The sequence below is a fragment of the Streptomyces orinoci genome (assembly GCF_003121295.1).
GTDB classification, from domain to species: Bacteria; Actinomycetota; Actinomycetes; order Streptomycetales; family Streptomycetaceae; genus Streptomyces; species Streptomyces orinoci.
The window spans coordinates 1-16,744 of the sequence record NZ_PHNC01000035.1; the positions used below are offsets into that span (position 1 = coordinate 1).

The following is a 16,744-nucleotide window of genomic DNA, read 5'->3' on the forward strand; positions in this document are numbered from 1 at the left end:
CTGTGCTGGCCCCTTGATGAGATGACGATGAGGCGGTGGCGGCGGGCGGGGATTCCCGGGGCAGCCGGAGTTCGGCGAGCAGTCCGCCGCCGGGCGCGTCCAGCAGGCGGGCGGTGCCGCCGTGCAGCTGCGCGACCCAGCGGACGATGGCCAGGCCGGTGCCGGTGCCGGTGTGCGGGCCCGCGCCGACGCCCCGGCGGAAGACCTTCTCCCGGTCCGCTCGCGGCACTCCGGGGCCATGGTCGCGGACGGTGACCAGCCCGGGTGCGACCGTGACCGCCACCGGTTGCCCGGGGGATCCGCCGCCATGCCGCAGGGCGTTCTCCACCAGGTTGCGTACCGCCTGGGAGAGCAGTTCGGGGTCGCCGCGCACCACGGCGGGCCGGGTGCTGACGGTGACGGCGGCGCGGTCCGGGAGCTCATCGATGGTGAGCTCCACCACCTGGTCCAGGCGGAGCGGGGTGAGCTCCACCTCGCGCAGTCCGGCCTCCACCCGGGCCCTGGCCAGCAGTCCGGTGACCAGGCGGCCCAGCCGGTCGGTCAGGCCGAGTGCGGTGTCCACGGCGGCGGGGGCCCGCTGGGGGCCGGTGCCCTGTTCCAGCACCAGGCGCAGGGTGGCCAGCGGGGTGCGCAGCTCATGGGCGGCCTCGGCGAGGAACTGCTCCTGCTGCTCCAGGCCGCGCAGCGCGGGGCGCATGGCCCGGCGGGAGACCAGGTGACCGACGGCGGCGGCCAGGACGATCAGGGCGGTGCAGCCCAGGGCGAGCCGGTGAACCAGGGTCCGGTGGGCGCGCTGCTGCCGGGCCGGGTCCACCCCCACCAGGACGGCGGCGTCGATACGGCGGTCCCAGACCGGGGAGGCGGCCCAGCGCAGGGTGCGGCCGTCGCCGGCGGGTGCGCTGAACCTGACCACGGTTTCCTCGTCGGTGACCAGCCGCTTCCACAGCGCGTCCAGCCGCTCCGGTGCCGGGAGGGCGGCGCCGGAGCGGGTGACCACGCGTACGGTGCCGCCGGGTGCGGCCGGTGCCTTGAGGACGGCGAACGCGGCGGTGCCCTGGGTGAGTTCGTCCTCCCGCAGGGGTTCCAGGTGCACCTGGCCGGCGGTGGACCAGACGGCGCGGGAGAGCCCGACCGCCCGGATGTCGGCCTCATGGTCCAGGGCGGCGGCGCGGGAGCCGGCGTCCAGCTGGGCGGCGAAGGCCGCGAGGGCGACCAGGCAGCCGGTGGTCACGGCGGCGAACAGCGCGGTGGTCACCCGGCGGGCGCGGCGCAGCCGGGCGGGGGTGCGGGGGGCGGTCGGGGCGGGCGCGGGCATCAGTCGAGCAGGCGGTAGCCGGCGCCGCGTACGGTCTCTATCGGCTGTGGCTCGCCCAGCCGGCGGCGCAGCTGGCCGATGAGCACATCGACCACATTGGACATGGGTTCCCCGGCCTCGTCCCAGCACCGTTCGATCAGCTCGCTGCGGGTGACCACCTCGCCGGCCCGCAGCATCAGTACCTCCAGCACCGCGAACTCCTTCGCGGTGAGGGAGAGCAGGGTGCCGGACCGGCGCACCCGGCGCCGGGGCAGATCCATCTGGAGGTCCCGGGCGTGCAGCAGGGCCGGGCGGGTGCTCTGGCCGCGCCGGCACAGGGTGCGCACCCGGGCGGCGAGCTCGGCGAAGGCGAAGGGTTTGACCAGGTAGTCGTCGGCGCCATGGTCGAATCCGGCCACCCGGTCGCCGATCGAGTCCAGTGCGGTGAGCAGCAGGACCGGCAGGGTGGATCCGCTCGCGCGCAGCGCGGTGACCAGTTCCAGGGCGTCGCCGTCGGGCACGGCCCGGTCGGCCACCACGCAGTCATAGCCGTTGACGGCCAGCTTGAGGTCGGCGTCGGCCAGGGTGGTGGCGAGGTCGGCGGCGAAGCCGGCCTCCCGCAGTCCGCCGGCCAGCACGGGGCCGAGCTCGGGATCGTCCTCCAGGATCAGTACGCGCATATCGGTCAAGCGTACGGATGGTCCGGCGGGGCCGGCCCGGCACCGGCCCCGCCGGTCATCCGGCTCGCCCGACGGCGGTATGACGCGGGGTCACCGGCAGGGGGCCGGTCAGCCTGGCTGGGGGCGCCCGAACAGCAGGTCGTAACCCGGCGGAAGCTGGAACAGGATGCGCTGCATCAGCTCCTCGCCCGCGATATCGGCCACCACGCTGAGCACCGCGCTGACGTCCCAGGTGGCGGTCTTGTCGGTGGCGCCTTCGATCCAGGCGGCGGTCGCCCGGATGAACCGCTCGGGCGGCAGGGGTTCATGCGCCTGGAGCGGGTTGAGCAGGACGAGCGCCAGTGTCTCGGGCAGCCGGGCGGCCAGCTCGGCGCGCACCTCGCCCACCAGATGTGCCCCCAGCAGGGCCAGCACGACCCGGGCGGCTCGTTCCGCCTCCTGCTTCGACGGGTATTCGCCGCGTTCCCCGACGGCGGCGAGGAACGCGTCCCAGTGCATCCGCATGACGTCCTCCGTAATCGCGGTCAGCCGGCCGGCGGCTTGTCGTCATCGACGATCTCGGCGTCCACCACCTCGTCCTCGGACGGGCCGGCGGCCGGACCACCGCCCGTGGACGCACCGGTGGGCTGCCCGGCCCGTGCCTTCTCGTACAGCGCCGTGCCGGTCCTCTGCGCGGCCTGCGCGGTGCGGTCGATGGCCTGCCGGACCGCCGCCGTGTCCGCGCTGTCGTCCTTGAGCCGCTCCTTCAGGTCGGCCAGCGCGGCCTCCGTCTCGGACCTGGCGTCCGCCGGGATGCTGTCCGCGTTGTCCTTCAGGAGCTTCTCGGTCCGATAGACGAGCTGCTCGCCCTGGTTGCGGGTCTCCGCCGCCTCCCGCCGCCGGCGGTCGTCCTCGGCGTGCTGCTCGGCCTCGCGGACCATACGGTCGATGTCGTCCTTGGGCAGCGCGGAGCCACCGGTCACCGTCATCTTCTGTTCCTTGCCGGTGCCCAGGTCCTTGGCCGAGACATGCATGATGCCGTTGGCGTCGATGTCGAAGGCGACCTCGATCTGCGGCACCCCGCGCGGCGCCGGAGCGATGCCGGTCAGTTCGAACATACCGAGCTTCTTGTTGTAGGCCGCGGTGTCGCGCTCGCCCTGGTAGACCTGGATGGTCACCGACGGCTGGTTGTCCTCGGCGGTGGTGAAGATCTCCGAACGGCGGGTCGGGATCGTGGTGTTGCGCTCGATCAGCCTGGTCATGATGCCGCCCTTGGTCTCGATGCCCAGCGACAGCGGGGTGACATCGAGCAGCAGCACATCCTTGACCTCGCCCTTGAGCACGCCGGCCTGCAGGCCGGCGCCCACGGCCACCACCTCGTCCGGGTTGACGCCCCTGTGCGGCTCCTTGCCGGTCAGCTCCTTCACCAGCTCGGTCACCGCGGGCATCCGGGTGGAGCCGCCGACCAGGACGACATGGTCGATGTCGGACACCTTGCTCCCGGCATCCTTGATCGCGTTGTGGAACGGCGCCTTGCACCGCTCCAGCAGATCGGCGGTCAGCTGCTGGAACTGGGCGCGGGTGAGCTTCTCGTCCAGGTGCAGCGGGCCCTCGGCGGAGGCGGTGATGTACGGCAGATTGATGGTGGTCTCGGACGAGGAGGACAGCTCGATCTTGGCCTTCTCCGCCGCCTCGCGCAGCCGCTGCACGGCCATCTTGTCCTTGGCGAGGTCCACGCCGTAGTGGTTCTTGAACTGCTTGACCAGGTGATCGACGATCCGCTGGTCCCAGTCGTCACCGCCCAGATGTGTGTCACCGTTGGTGGCCTTCACCTCGATGACGCCCTCGCCCATCTCCAGCAGCGACACATCGTAGGTACCGCCGCCCAGGTCGAAGACGAGAACGGTCTGGTCGTTCTCCTTGTCCAGGCCGTAGGCCAGCGCGGCGGCCGTCGGCTCGTTGATGATCCGCAGCACATTCAGGCCGGCGATCTCACCGGCCTCCTTGGTCGCCTGCCGCTGGGCGTCGTCGAAGTAGGCGGGCACGGTGATCACCGCGTCGGTGACGTCCTCGCCCAGATAGGACTCCGCGTCCCGCTTCAGCTTCTGCACCACGCGGGCGGAGATCTCCTGCGCGGTATAGCGCTTGCCGTCGATGCCGCCGTGCTCCGGGAACCGCCAGCTGTGGTCGCCCATCTGCCGTTTGACCGAACGCGCGGTGCGTTCCACGTTGGTCACGGCCTGCCGCTTGGCGACCTCGCCGACCAGTACCTCGCCGTTCTTGGCGAAGGCCACGACCGACGGGGTGGTCCGTGCGCCTTCCGTATTGGTGATGACGGTGGGCTCGCCTCCCTCCAGGACCGAGACCACCGAGTTCGTCGTACCGAGGTCGATACCGACCGAGCGCGCCATCGGATTCCCTCCTCATGGATGCTCCGCCTTACGTCCTTGGCCGTGGCCTCACCGGGCTGTCCGCTCCCACCGGACGGGACCGGCGCGCAGCGGCGGCTCGGGGCCGGCGGCCCAGGTCACGGCGGCCCCCGGCACGACGACCCAGGTCACCAGGACGTACCGGCACGCGGGCCCGGCCGTCCGCGCCAGGACGGGCCCCCGGCCGGGTGCCGGCTCGGCCGCCCGCTGGTACGTCCGGTCGTACATCCGGTCGTACGTCCGGTCGTAGGCGGCGCGCAGGACGGGGTCATGGAGCGTCCGGTACGCCGCCCGCACCTCGCCGAACCGCTCGGCGGTCGCCGCGTCCACTCGGGTGTCGGGGCGCAGTTCCCACACCCGGGCACGGAAGGCGGAGGTGATCGCCTCGGCCGTCGCCGAGGGCTCCGCCCCCAGCACCGCGTACAGGTCCGCTCCCTGGTTGGGCGCCCGCATCCCGGCCACCTCCTCGCCTGCTGTGAGCTGCGGATTCACCCGTGCTTGCCTACAGACCTGAAATAAAACCTGAGCCTTGTCTTGTCAAGGTTTGGCCAGAAGAGGTATAGGGGTTGCCAGAGGGCCGTGGGCCGCCGCACCCCCGGAAGGACCGCGCGGGCGGGGCGGCCCACGGCAGGCGCCGAGCGGCAGGAGTGAGGAGCCATGGCTCTGTTCCTCGCCTCGCACTGGGAGAGCGGCTGGGCCGTGATGGAGCTCAGGGGGACTCTGGACTCCGGCACCGGCCGGGAACTGCGTGACTTCGTGGCCACCGTCACCGCCAGGCACCGGCATCTGCTCAACCTGATCGTGGATCTGTCCGAGCTGACCCAGGCCGAACCCGGTGGCCTCGCCGCCCTGAAGTCCGTCCACACCCTGCTGGACGAGGACCAGGGGGAACTGCGCCTGGTGTGCCCCGAAGGGCGGGTCGAGCGGCTGCTGCACAGCAGCGGACTGGCCCGGGCCCTGCCCGTCTATCCCGCGCTGGGCGCCGCCCTGGCAGCGCCCCGGGCCGCACACGACGACCGGATGAGCGATGCGGTGGGGTGATCACCGAACCCGCCGTGGGAACCCGGTGATAGCCATGTCCGGGTTGGGGTACCCGTCTCGGGTCCGCCCGCTCCCGAGGCCTGAACGGAGCCCCCATGCCGCCGGCTGAGATGCCCGCCGGGACGCCGGCCGCCCTGTGGGTCGCCCGTGCCCAGGGCGTCTTCAACCTGGTGGGCGGGGGATGGCCGCTGCTGCACCTGCGGAGCTTCGCCTGGGTCTTCGGGCCCAAGCACGACGAGTGGCTGCAGAAGGCGAGCGCCGGCCTGTTCGCCTCCAGCGGCTGGAGTCTGCTGCGCGCCCCGGCCACGGCCGAGGGCCTGGCCCAGGCCCGGCGCATCGGGGTGGGAGCGGCCCTGACCTATCTGGCGGTTGACCTCTGCTATGTGCCCCGGCGGCGCATCCGCCCCACCTATCTGCTGGACGCGGCGATGGAGATCGGCTGGCTCACCGCCTGGTGGCGCGCCACACGCAAGCCCACGGGTTCGCATGGCCAAGCGGCCGGCTGAGGCGCACGGCCGCGACAGGACGTCATACGCGACGGCCTGACGGGATCCGCCCCACGGGGCGCGGTACGGCCAGCCGGACCTGCCGGACCCCCGGTGAGAAGTGGGCGAGCGGCGGGCCGGACGGGGGCGGCAGCCCCGCGGCCGCCGTCAGCGTCTCGCGCAGCTCCGCGATGGTGGCGTGCCGCAGCGGCCAGGGCTCGTGCGCCACGGGAGTCTCCCACAGGGTGCCCGCGGGCCCATGGCTGTCTCGGGGAAGGCGTATGGCGTCGGCGGCAGGCCGGCCGGGCGCACGGCCGTCATGGCGAACGGGGTCAGTCCGACCCAGGCCGCACCGTCATGGGTGCCGGCCGTCACACCGCGGGGCAGCAGCCGTTGCACGGCCGCCGGCTCATACGGCCAGTGAACAAAGCTCTGGGTCAGCCACCGCGCCTTGAGCAGCGGCAGGCGGACCCGCTGCTCCGCGGTGCGGGACACCACCGTGGGCTCCTGCGCCGGCGGCGTCGCCGCGTCAGCCTTCCTTGCCCATGGCCTTGCGGACGACGTCCCGGGTGCGGTCCATCACCGAGGCGATGGGCCCGAGCATCACATTCTTCGCCCTGGACTCCACCCCCGGGTGCGGATGGGTGGGGGCCATCGCCTCGGCGGCCTTCACGGCCTTGGCCATCGCCGCCAGCCGCCCGGGCGGGACATTCGCCCGCAACTGCTCGAACTCCATACGCTCCTCGGCCTCGGCATGCTGGAGAACCGACTGCTCAAGCGTGGTGAACAAGGCGGTGAACTCCGGATCGTCGATGTCCATACCGTCCAGCCGGCTGAGGACCTCCTTGGCCTGCCGCTCCTCCTCCAGCCGGGCGTCCACCACCTGATCGCCGGTCTCTCCGAGCGCCTGCCGGGCCGAGGGATGCACCACCTCCTCCTCCGCCGTCTCATGAACGGCCAGCATCCGCACCAGCTCCCGGAACGCCTCCCGCCGCTGGTCCCCGCTCGCCGCCCGTACGTCATGGAACAGCTGCCGGATCCGCACATGCTGCTCCTTCAACAGCAGCACCACGTCATCGCCCGGTCCCTGCTGGGCCTGCTCGGTCATGGCCACTCCTCCGCTTCGGCTGTCCCGGCTGTGTCCGTCACCCACAACCAACCGGAACCGACCCTGCCACCGCGCCGCCGCGGCGGCGACTCGAAGAGACCAGCCGTGAACAAGACCGGCCATGAACGAGACCAGTTGTGAACGCCGACCTTCCGGATGCCGGGCGGCGGCCCGGAGGGGATGCCGAGGAGCGGGAGTCAGCCGGGTCCGGCCGGGTACGCGGGCGGTCGGACCGGCGCTGTTGGCGTCAGTACCGGCGCGCCGCCCCGCGCAGCGCGCTGACGATCCGCTGGACGTCCTCGGCGGTGGTGCGCCAGTTGCTGAACGCGGCCCGCAGCGCGGGCACTCCGGCGTGGACGGTGGGGGTGAAGAAGACCTCCCCGGCCAACTCCTGGGCCAGCCGGGCCAGTCGGTCGGCCGAGGGGTCCCCGTCCATGCCGAAACAGACCACATTCAGCCGGACCGGGGCGAGCAGCCGCAGGCCCTCGGTGTCCTCGATGGCCCGGCCCAGGGCCTGCGCCCCGGCCACACAGCGCTCCACGATCTCCCGGTGGCCGTCGCGGCCATAGGCGCGCAGGGTGAACCAGGCGGCCAGCGCCCGCAGCCGGTGGGAGTTCTCCGGGGTCAGATGGACCAGGTCGGGATCGTCGCCCAGCGGGCCCAGATAGGCGGCGGCATTGCGGAACACCGTGGACTGCAGGTCCTGGCGCCGGGTGAACTGCACGGCACTGTCATAGGGCACATTGAGCCACTTGTGCAGGTCGATACAGACCGAGTCGGCCAGATCCAGGCCGTCCACCAGGTGGGCGTGGTCCGGGGAGAGCGCGGCGAAGGCGCCGAAGGCGCCGTCCACATGCAGCCAGAAGTCATGGCGCTCGCGCAGCGCGGCGATGGCCCGCAGATCGTCGAAGTCGGCGGTGTTGACGGTGCCCGCGTTGGCCACCACCACACAGGGGCCGTCCGCCGCGCGCAGCGCCTCCGCCAGGGCGGCGGGGTCAACCGCCTCGCGTCCAGGGAGAGTTGGCACCGCGACCAGGGCCGACCGGCCCAGGCCCAGGACGGAGAGCGCCTTGGCCACACTGGAGTGCGCGCTGCCGGACAGCACCCGTACCCGGCCCAGGGCGGCCGCCCCGTCCTCGGCGACCGAGACGCCCAGCCGCTCCCCCAGCCATTCCCGGGCGATGGCCAGACCCACCGTGTTGGACATGGTGGCGCCGCTGACAAAGGTGCCCCGGTGCCGGCCGGAGAGGCCGAAGAGCTCGCGCAGCCAGTCCACCGTCTCCCGCTCCAGGTGCTGGCCCGCGCCGTCCAGCGAGGAGTTGGAGTTCTGGTCGGCGGCCGCGGTCAGCCAGTCTCCCGCCAGGGCGGCGGGGGTGGCGCCGCCGGTGACAAACCCCAGGTAGCGCGGCCCGGCACCGGCCGAGAGGGCGGGCTCCCAGCGTGCGCCGAACTCCTCCAGCGCCGCCTGGAGCCCCGCCCCGTGCTCGGGCAGCGGTACGGGCCCGGGGGCCGGTGCCGGGGGGACCACGGGCCGGTCGGGGAGGGTGTCCAGGAAGGCCGCGGCCCGCTGCCGGGTGAGTTCCAGCAGGGGCGACAAGCGGGCCAGGTCGGAGGCGAGTTGAGGGTGCATGGCGGGAAGGCTAGGCCGGGGGGCGGCCGGGCCGCCTGGTCCAGTCATGAGAAAGTGGACCAGTGCGAGTGGGGGACGAACAGCTGGCCAGAGCGCTCGGCGACTGGCGCCGCCCGGATGTTCCGCTGGCCACGGCGCTGGCCGCGGCGCTACGGGGCGCGGTGCTGGACGGCCGGGTACGCGGCGGGAGCGCGCTGCCCGCCGAGCGGCGGATGGCCGGCGCCCTGGGGGTGAGCCGGGGCACGGTGACGGCGGCGCTGAGCCTGCTGCGCGAGGACGGCTGGGTGCTCACCCGGCATGGCAGCGCCAGCGTTCTGCGGCTGCCGCCCTCGGCGGCCGAGCGGATCGCGCCCCTGTCGGCCGGCGGGGAGGCCGGCACGCTCGATCTGCGCCGTGCGGTACCGGCCGCGCCGCGGGCGGCCTATCTGGCGGCCACCGCGCGGGCGGTGGAACGGGCCGGGCCACTGCTGGCCGAGGCCGGGGACACCGGGCCCGGCCTGCCCGAGCTGCGGTCCCTGATCGCCGGCCGGTACACCGGGGAGGGGCTGCCCACCCGCCCCGAACAGATCCTGGTCACCTCCGGGGCCCGGCCCGCGCTGGCCCTGCTCTGCGCCCAACTGCGGCCCCGGACCGCCGTGGTGGAGATCCCCACCTATTTCGACGCCCTGTCCCTGCTGCGCGGAGCCGGGGCCCGGCTCACCGGCTGCCGGGTCACCACCCGGGGCTGGGATCTGGACCAGCTGGCCGCCGCCTTCGCCGCCTCCCCGGGCCAACTCGCCTACCTGGTCCCCGACTTCCAGAACCCCACCGGCGCGCTGATGACCCCCGCCGACCGCCGCACCGTCGCCGGGCTCGCCGCCCGGCATGGCATCACCCTGATCGTGGACGAGACCATGCGCGATCTCGACCTGCGCGACGATCCGCTGCCGCCGCCCCGGATTCCCCGCTCGGTGCTCATCGGTTCGGCGGGCAAGGCGATTTGGAGCGGTCTGCGGGTCGGCTGGATCCGCGCCTCCGCGGCGCTGGTCGCGGAACTCAGCGGCAACCCCCTGTGCGCCCCGCTGTCGGCGGCGCCCCTCCAGCAGTTGACGGCCGTGGAGCTGCTGACCGATCCCGGCCCGGTGGTTCAGCGGCGCCGTACGGGGCTGCGCCGGCAGCGCGACCATCTGGTCAAGCTGTTGCGGGGCGACGACCGCTGGCAGTTCGCCGTGCCGCCGGGCGGGCCGGCCCTATGGCTCGGACTCACCACGGCCCACGCGGAATCCGTCACCGAACGCGCCCGCGCGGCGGGCCTCCACCTCTCCCCCGGCCCACACTTCGCGGCCGACGCCACCCTGACCCGGTACCTGAGGGTGCCGTTCACCCCGCCCCCCGAAGCGCTCGACCGCACCGCGGAAATCCTCAGCCAGTCCTGCACCGGCACCCCTTGAGGCATCGCCGGGTACGCCCCATCTAGGGGCGCGGGGAACTGCGCGACCGGCCATCCCCGCACCCGAACACCAACCTACCCACCCACCACCGCAATCCCATCCAGCTCCACCAAAGCCCCCTCATCCCACAACCTGCTCACGCCGATCAGCGCCATCGCCGGATACTCACGCCCCGCCAACTCGCGCCACACCGCGCCCAACTCCCCCGTACGGGCCCGGTACTCCGCGACATCGGTCGTATAGACGGTCACCCGCACCAGCACCCCCGCCTCCCCGCCCGCCCCCCGCAAAGCGGTCAGCAGATTGGACAGGGCCTGGCGGAACTGCTCCACCAGCCCGCCCTCGACCAGCGCGCCCGCCCCGTCGAGCGCGGTCTGGCCGGCCAGAAAGACCAGCCGGCCGCCGACGGCGGTCACCGCGTGACTGAACCCGCGCGGCGGCGCCAGCTCCGGCGGATTGAGCCGTTCCACGCTCATCGGTACAACTCCCGTGCGATAACGGTGCGCTGCACTTCCGTCGCCCCCTCATAGATCCGGGTGGCCCGCACCTCGCGATAGAGATGCTCCAGCGGATGCCCCCGCTCCAAAGCACACGCCCCATGGATCTGCACGGCCGCATCCACCACAAACTGCGCCGTCTCGGTGGCGAACAGCTTGGCCATCGCCGACCGGGCGCCGGCCGGGGAGCCGGCCCCTCCGCGCTCCCCCGCGTCATACGCCTCCGCCGCCGCGTACACCAGCAGCGCCGCGGCCTCGGTACGGGTGGCCATCTCGGCCAGCTGGTGGGAGACCGCCTGCAGATCCGCCAAAGTGCCACCGAAGGCCCGGCGTTGCCCCGCATGGGCCACCGCCGCCCGCAGCGCCGCCCGGGCCATGCCCACCGCGAACGCGCCCACGCTGGGCCGGAACAGCTCCAGGGTCCGCATGGCCAGGGCGAAGCCGCCGCCCACCTCGCCGATGACATCCTCCGGCCCCACCGGCACCCCGTCGAAGCTCAGCGCGCCGATCGGATGCGGGGCCAGCATGGCCAGCGGGCGGCCGGACAGCCCGGGGCGGTCCGCCGGGACCAGAAAGGCGGTGATCCCGCGCGCCCCGGCCGCGGGGCCGGTGCGCGCGAAGACGGTGTAGACATCCGCGTCCGGAGCGTTGGAGATCCAGGTCTTGCCGCCCCGCAACACCCAGCCCTCCCCAGCCGGTTCGGCCCGCAGCGCCAGCGCGGCCGCGTCCGAGCCCGCCCCCGCCTCGCTCAGCGCGAAGGCGATCACCGCGCGTCCCTCCGTCACCCGGGCCAGCCAGTGCGCCCGCTGGGCCGGGGTGCCCGCCAGTACCAGTGGATGGGCACCCAGCCCCTGGAGCGCCAGGGCCGTCTCGGCCTCGGTGCACTCCTGGGCCAGGGACTCCCGCAGCAGACAGAGGTCCATGGCCGCTGCCCGGCCACCGGCCGGGAACACCCGGGCGAGCAGGCCGAGTTCACCGAGTGCGCCCACCAGCGGCCGGTTGACCCGGCCCGGCGGGGCCGACCCGGTCAGCGGACGCAGCCGCTCCACGGCCAGTTGGCGCAGTTCCCTCGTCCAGCGGCGCTGCCGCGGATCCAGGGCGAACGCGGGAGCCACCGGCAAGTCCTCCTCTGCGCTATCACCGTCGCTATCGCGGCGTGTTGACTGCCGTCACCGACTCGCTACGCTGGCAGCGCATCCGTACGGCTGGCAAGACCCCCGCTCCTCCCATCTCATCCCGGCGCGAGGCCCGCCATGGAGCTTATGCCGTCGGCGCATGTCGACACCTTTGCGCGTGACCATCTCCCGCCCGCCGAACAGTGGCCCGAGCTGTGCCCGCTCCCCGGCTACCCCCGGCGCCTCAACTGCGGTGCGGAACTGCTGCGTTCCGCTCCCGACGGGCGGACCGCCCTCCTGGACCGGCAGGGCCGCCACTGGCCGTACGGCGAACTGCGGCTGCGCGCCGGGCAGATCGCCCGTACCCTCACCGAGGACCTGGGAGTCGTACCCGGCAACCGGGTGCTGCTGCGCGGCCCCAACTCCCCCGAACTGGCCGCCTGCTGGCTGGCGGTAATGCTGGCGGGCGCGGTGGCCGTCACCGTACCGGCCGGGCAGCGGGCCCATGAACTCGCCGCCATCTGCCGGCTGGCCCGGATCCGGCACGCCCTCTGTGACGTCCGGTCCACCGAGGACCTGGCCAAGGCTGCGGTGCCCGCCCTGGAGTTGACGGTCTTCGGCGCGGACACCGAACACGACCTGCTGCGCCGAGCCTCGGCCGGACCCGCCGCCCACACCCCGGTCGCCACCTCCGCCGATGACATCGCCCTGATCGCCTTCACCTCGGGAACCACCGGACGCCCCAAGGGATGTATGCACTTCCACCGGGATGTGCTGGCCATCGCCGACACCTTCTCGGCCCATGTCCTGCGGCCGCGCCCCGAGGACATCTTCGCGGGCAGTCCCCCGCTGGGCTTCACCTTCGGCCTCGGCGGCCTGCTGGTCTTCCCGCTGCGGGCCGGTGCCTCGGCCCTGCTGGCCGACTGGGGCGGACCGGACCGGCTGCTCGCCGACATCCAACGGCACCGGATCTCCGTGCTGTTCACCGCGCCCACCGCCTACCGAGCCATGCTGGAACAGGCGGCCGCATACGATCTGTCCTCGCTGCGCCGCTGTGTCTCGGCGGGCGAGCATCTGCCCGCCCCGCTCTGGGAGGCATGGCGGCGGGCGACCGGACTGCGCCTGATCAACGGCATAGGCGCCACCGAGCTGTTGCACATCTTTGTCTCCGCCGCGGACGAGGCCATCCGCCCCGGCACCACCGGCCTGCCGGTCCCGGGGTTCCAGGCGAGGGTGATCGGCCCGGACGGACGGCCGGTTGCGGACGGACAGCCGGGACTGCTGGCGGTACGCGGCCCCGTGGGCTGCCGCTACCTCGCCGACGAGCGGCAGCGCGAGTACGTCCGGGACGGCTGGAACATCACCGGGGACACCTATGTCCGGGACGCCGAGGGCTACTTCCGCTATGTGGCCCGTGCGGACGACATGATCGTCTCGGCCGGGCACAATATCGCCGGGCCCGAGGTGGAGGAGGCCCTGCTGCGCCACCCGGATGTGCTGGAGGCGGCGGTGACCGGGGAGCCGGACGAGCGCCGTGGCATGGTGGTGGTGGCCCATCTGGTGCTACGGGACTCGGTGCCCCGTAACCGGCGTACCGCCGAGGAGATACGCGAGTTCACCACAAAGGAGATCGCCCCTTACAAGGTGCCTCGCAAGATCGAGTTCCATGACTCCCTGCCGCGTACCGCCACCGGCAAGTTGCAGCGATTCCGGCTGCGTCCGGGCCCTTTACAGTGGCCCCGTGACTGACCACCACCCCCCGTCCCCGCCGCACACCCCCCGTTCCCTGATCTTCACCTTCTACGGCGCCTATGGCCGCGCGCTCCCCGGCCCGGTGCCCATCGCCGCCCTGATCCGGCTGCTGGGCGCGGTGGGTGTGGACTCCCCCTCGGTGCGCTCGGCCGTCTCCCGGCTCAAGCGCCGGGGGCTGCTGGTCGCCGGGCGCGCCGCCAATGGCGCCGCCGGGTACGGACTGTCCGACGCGGCCCGGCAGTTGGTGGCCGACGGGGACCGGCGCATCTACCACCGCCCCACGCCACGGCCGGGGCACGGCTGGCTGCTGGCCGTGTTCTCGGTGCCCGAACACGAGCGGCACAAGCGGCACTTGCTGCGCTCCCGGCTGTCCCGGCTGGGCTTTGGAACGGCGGCACCGGGGGTGTGGATCGCACCCGCGCACCTCTATGACGAGACCCGGCACACGCTGGACCGGCTGCGGCTGGGCGGCTATGTCGATCTCTTCCGCGGCCGCCATCTGGGGTTCGAGCCCACCGCGGAATCGGTGGCCCGCTGGTGGGACCTGCCCGCGCTGGCCGCCCTGCACCAGGCGTTTCTGTCGGCTCATGAGCCGGTGCTGCGCGGCTGGGCGCGGCGCCGGCCGGAACCGGCGGAAGTGGCCTACCGCGACTATCTGCTGGCCCTGGACGCCTGGCGCCGCGTCCCTTACGCCGATCCCGGCCTGCCCCCGGCTCTGCTCCCGGACCACTGGCCGGGCGCCCGCTCCGCCCGCGTCTTCGCCGCGCTCCACGCGCGCCTGCGCAACGCGAGCGAACGCCATGTCACCGCCCAACTCGCCTAAGGGCGCCCCCTCAGGAGCGCGAGGAACTGTGCGACCAGCCACGCACAGCCTGCGGCCTAACGACCAGGGGCATCGGGCAGACGCCGTTTCGTGGCCGGGTGCGGCCCGGTGGGCGTTGTGCCCACCCGTTCCGCCCTGCGGAACGACTGCCCACAACGCAGCGCCCCCTCAGGAGCGCGAGGAACTGCGCGACCAGCCACACCCGGCCCGCGGCCAAACGACACCGCTACCCCCGCCCCGTAGGCGGCCTCCGGCTCCCCGCTCGGTAGGGCGGAGGCCAAGGCGCCCCCACCCCCTCATACCCCTGCTCCGCAGCCGCGTGCAAGGTCCAGTGCGGATCATAGAGATGCGGCCGAGCCAGCGCGCACAAATCCGTACGCCCCGCCAGGACAAGCGAGTTGACGTCGTCCCAGGACGAGATCGCACCGACCGCGATCACCGGTACACCCACCCCAAGCCGGATCCGCTCCGCGAACGGCGTCTGGAAGGAGCGCCCGAACGCCGGGCGCTCAAAAGGCACCACCTGCCCCGTGGAGACATCGATCGCATCCGCGCCATGCGCCGCGAACGCACCGGCGATGGCCAGGGCGTCCTCGGCCGTGGTCCCCCCGTCCGCCCAGTCCGTGGCGGAGATCCGCACCGTCATCGGCCGGTCCGCCGGCCAGACGGCCCGTACCGCGTCGAAGACCTCCAGCGGATAGGCCAGCCGTCCCCCGAGATCACCGCCATACGCATCAGTCCGGTGATTGGTGAGCGGGGAGAGGAAGGAGGAGAGCAGATAGCCATGGGCGCAGTGCAGCTCCAGCAGATCGAATCCGGCCCGCGCCGCCGCCCGCGCCGAGGACACGAACTGCTCGCGGATATCACGTAGTTCAGCCGCCGAAGCCGCGTGCGGCACCTGGCTGACGCCGGGCAGATAGGGCAGCGGCGAGGGGGCGACCAGCGGCCAGTTGCCCTGCGGCAGGGGCTGGTCGATGCCCTCCCACATCAGCCGGGTGGAGCCCTTGCGCCCGCTGTGGCCCAGCTGGATGCCGAGGGCGGTCCCCGGCGCCCGGCCGTGGACGAAGTCGGTGATCCGCCGCCAGGCGGCCTCGTGTTCCGCGGTGTACAGACCCGCACAGCCGGGAGTGATCCGCCCCTGGGCGCTGACGCAGACCATCTCGGTCATCACCAGCCCGGCCCCGCCCAGCGCCCTCGCCCCCAGGTGCACCAGGTGGAAGTCGCCCGGGGTGCCGTCCACGGCCGAGTACATGTCCATCGGGGAGACCACCACCCGGTTGCGCAGGGTCAGCCCGCGCAGCCGGAAGGGGGTGAACATGGGCGGGGTGCCCGGCGGGATCCCGGCCTCGGCCTCCACCGCGGCCACAAACCGGGCGTCGCGCAGCCGCAGGTTGTCATGGGTGACCCGGCGGCTGCGGGTGAGCAGGTTGAAGGCGAACCGGTGCGGTGGCTGGCCGGTGCGGTCGGCGAGGTCCTCGAACCACTCCAGGCTGGCCCGGGCGGCCCGCTGGGTGGACTCCACCACCGGGCGCCGCTCGGCCTCGTACGCCGCGAGCGCCGCCGGCACATCCCTGGCGCCGTCCAGTTGCCCGGCCAGCGCCAGGGCGTCCTCGACCGCCAGCTTGGTGCCGGAGCCGATGGAGAAGTGCGCGGTGTGCGCGGCGTCGCCCAGCAGCACCGTACGGCCGTAGGACCAGCGCTCGTTGACCACGGTCCGGAACGCCGTCCAGGCCGAGCGGTTGGCCCGCAGCGGACGGCCCTGAAGCGCCCCGGCGAAGTGGGCGGCGCAGTGGCGCAGTGTTCCGGCCTCGTCGCAGCGGTCCAGTCCGGCCCGCCGCCAGACCTCCTCCCGCATCTCCACGATGACCGTGCTGGCCCCGGACTGGTAGGGGTAGCCGTGGAGTTGCATCACGCCATAGGGGGTCTCGGCGATCTCGAAGCGGAAGGCATCGAAGGCGAAGTCGGCGGCCAGCCAGATATAGCGGCAGCGATGGGTGGTGAGGCTGGGGCGGAAGTGCGAGCGGTGGGCCTGGCGGGTGGCGCTGTGCACTCCATCGGCGGCTATCACCAGGTCGTGTTCCCGGGCCAGTTGGGCTGCGGGCGGGGCCTCGGTGCGAAAGCGCAGGGTGACGCCCAGTTCCCGGCAGCGCCGGTGGAGGACGGACAGCAGGGTGCGGCGGCCGACGGCGGCGAAGCCATGGCCGCCGGAGCGCAGCCGGCGCCCCCGGTGGACCACATCGATATGGTCCCAGTGGACAAACTCCTTGCGCAGCTCGGCATGGACCTCGGGATCGGCGGTCTCGATGCCGCCCAGGGTGTCGTCGGAGAACACCACTCCGAAGCCGAAGGTGTCCTCGGGGGCGTTGCGCTCCCAGAGGGTGATCTCCCTTCGGGGGGCCCGGCGTTTGAGCAGGGCGGCGGCGTAGAGGCCGCCGGGTCCGCCGCCGATGACCGCGATGCGCGGGGCCGCCGGGGTCATGG

General features: G+C 73.1%; 17 protein-coding genes. 5 read left to right on the top strand and 12 right to left on the bottom strand.

The window, feature by feature from the left end:
* From CV755_RS31315 to CV755_RS31335, 5 genes are all read right to left on the bottom strand, one after another.
* Positions 1-1,315, bottom strand: a 1,315-nt coding sequence (locus tag CV755_RS31315; RefSeq protein WP_109283939.1) for a sensor histidine kinase, incomplete at its 3' end; no start/stop codon positions are given.
* Positions 1,315-1,974 carry a winged helix-turn-helix domain-containing protein gene (locus tag CV755_RS31320; protein ID WP_109283942.1) on the bottom strand — a complete coding sequence of 220 codons (660 nt, stop codon included), beginning with the start codon at positions 1,972-1,974 and terminating at the stop codon, positions 1,315-1,317. The genes CV755_RS31315 and CV755_RS31320, both read right to left, overlap by 1 nt.
* Before the next feature lie 108 nt (positions 1,975-2,082).
* Entirely contained in the window at positions 2,083-2,478 is a 396-nt protein-coding gene (locus CV755_RS31325; protein WP_109283944.1) for a DUF2267 domain-containing protein, read from the bottom strand.
* A 20-nt stretch (positions 2,479-2,498) separates the two neighbouring features.
* Complete coding sequence (gene dnaK / locus CV755_RS31330) at positions 2,499-4,364, bottom strand: molecular chaperone DnaK (protein WP_109283947.1); 1,866 nt, start codon at positions 4,362-4,364, stop codon at positions 2,499-2,501.
* Between the two features lie 48 nt (positions 4,365-4,412).
* A complete protein-coding gene (locus tag CV755_RS31335; protein ID WP_241561512.1) occupies positions 4,413-4,874 on the bottom strand; it encodes a J domain-containing protein in 462 nt (153 codons plus the stop codon).
* Positions 4,875-5,039: 165 nt separating this feature from the next.
* On the opposite strand from CV755_RS31335, the gene CV755_RS31340 reads away from it, so the two are divergent.
* Both CV755_RS31340 and CV755_RS31345 read left to right on the top strand, forming a co-directional pair.
* Positions 5,040-5,423: an STAS domain-containing protein gene (locus tag CV755_RS31340; RefSeq protein WP_109283952.1), complete on the top strand. Its 384-nt coding sequence runs from the start codon at positions 5,040-5,042 to the stop codon at positions 5,421-5,423.
* A gap of 95 nt (positions 5,424-5,518) precedes the next feature.
* Entirely contained in the window at positions 5,519-5,929 is a 411-nt protein-coding gene (locus tag CV755_RS31345; protein WP_241561513.1) for a hypothetical protein, read from the top strand.
* Positions 5,930-5,951: 22 nt separating this feature from the next.
* Here the strand turns inward: CV755_RS31345 and CV755_RS36435 are convergent, their stop codons facing one another.
* The 4 genes from CV755_RS36435 to CV755_RS31360 form a co-directional block, all read right to left on the bottom strand.
* Positions 5,952-6,137: a DUF2071 domain-containing protein gene (locus tag CV755_RS36435; protein WP_241561514.1), complete on the bottom strand. Its 186-nt coding sequence runs from the start codon at positions 6,135-6,137 to the stop codon at positions 5,952-5,954.
* Entirely contained in the window at positions 6,077-6,406 is a 330-nt protein-coding gene (locus CV755_RS36440) for a DUF2071 domain-containing protein (protein WP_338323724.1), read from the bottom strand. Before CV755_RS36440 ends, CV755_RS36435 begins: the two co-directional genes overlap by 61 nt.
* A gap of 31 nt (positions 6,407-6,437) precedes the next feature.
* Positions 6,438-7,016 carry a hemerythrin domain-containing protein gene (locus CV755_RS31355; protein WP_109283955.1) on the bottom strand — a complete coding sequence of 193 codons (579 nt, stop codon included), beginning with the start codon at positions 7,014-7,016 and terminating at the stop codon, positions 6,438-6,440.
* Between the two features lie 247 nt (positions 7,017-7,263).
* Positions 7,264-8,646, bottom strand: coding sequence for a pyridoxal phosphate-dependent decarboxylase family protein (locus tag CV755_RS31360; RefSeq protein ID WP_109283958.1), 1,383 nt, complete (start codon positions 8,644-8,646; stop codon positions 7,264-7,266).
* A 68-nt stretch (positions 8,647-8,714) separates the two neighbouring features.
* Here CV755_RS31360 and CV755_RS31365 point away from each other — a divergent pair, with 68 nt between their 5' ends.
* Positions 8,715-10,076, top strand: coding sequence for an aminotransferase-like domain-containing protein (locus tag CV755_RS31365; protein WP_241561515.1), 1,362 nt, complete (start codon positions 8,715-8,717; stop codon positions 10,074-10,076).
* Between the two features lie 74 nt (positions 10,077-10,150).
* On the opposite strand, the gene CV755_RS31370 is transcribed toward CV755_RS31365, so the two are convergent.
* Both CV755_RS31370 and CV755_RS31375 read right to left on the bottom strand, forming a co-directional pair.
* Entirely contained in the window at positions 10,151-10,552 is a 402-nt protein-coding gene (locus tag CV755_RS31370; protein ID WP_109283963.1) for a RidA family protein, read from the bottom strand.
* Positions 10,549-11,688: an acyl-CoA dehydrogenase family protein gene (locus CV755_RS31375; RefSeq protein ID WP_109283966.1), complete on the bottom strand. Its 1,140-nt coding sequence runs from the start codon at positions 11,686-11,688 to the stop codon at positions 10,549-10,551. Before CV755_RS31375 ends, CV755_RS31370 begins: the two co-directional genes overlap by 4 nt.
* Positions 11,689-11,826: 138 nt before the next feature.
* Here CV755_RS31375 and CV755_RS31380 point away from each other — a divergent pair, with 138 nt between their 5' ends.
* Complete coding sequence (locus CV755_RS31380) at positions 11,827-13,437, top strand: AMP-binding protein (protein WP_109283969.1); 1,611 nt, start codon at positions 11,827-11,829, stop codon at positions 13,435-13,437.
* Positions 13,430-14,263 (top strand): PaaX family transcriptional regulator, encoded by an 834-nt coding sequence (locus tag CV755_RS31385; protein ID WP_241561516.1) that lies wholly within the window; start codon positions 13,430-13,432, stop codon positions 14,261-14,263. The genes CV755_RS31380 and CV755_RS31385 overlap by 8 nt, the downstream gene beginning before the upstream one ends.
* 226 nt (positions 14,264-14,489) lie before the next feature.
* Here the strand turns inward: CV755_RS31385 and CV755_RS31390 are convergent, their stop codons facing one another.
* Positions 14,490-16,742, bottom strand: a complete 2,253-nt coding sequence (locus CV755_RS31390; protein WP_109283974.1) for a bifunctional salicylyl-CoA 5-hydroxylase/oxidoreductase — start codon at positions 16,740-16,742, stop codon at positions 14,490-14,492.
* Between the last annotated feature and the right edge of the window lie 2 nt (positions 16,743-16,744).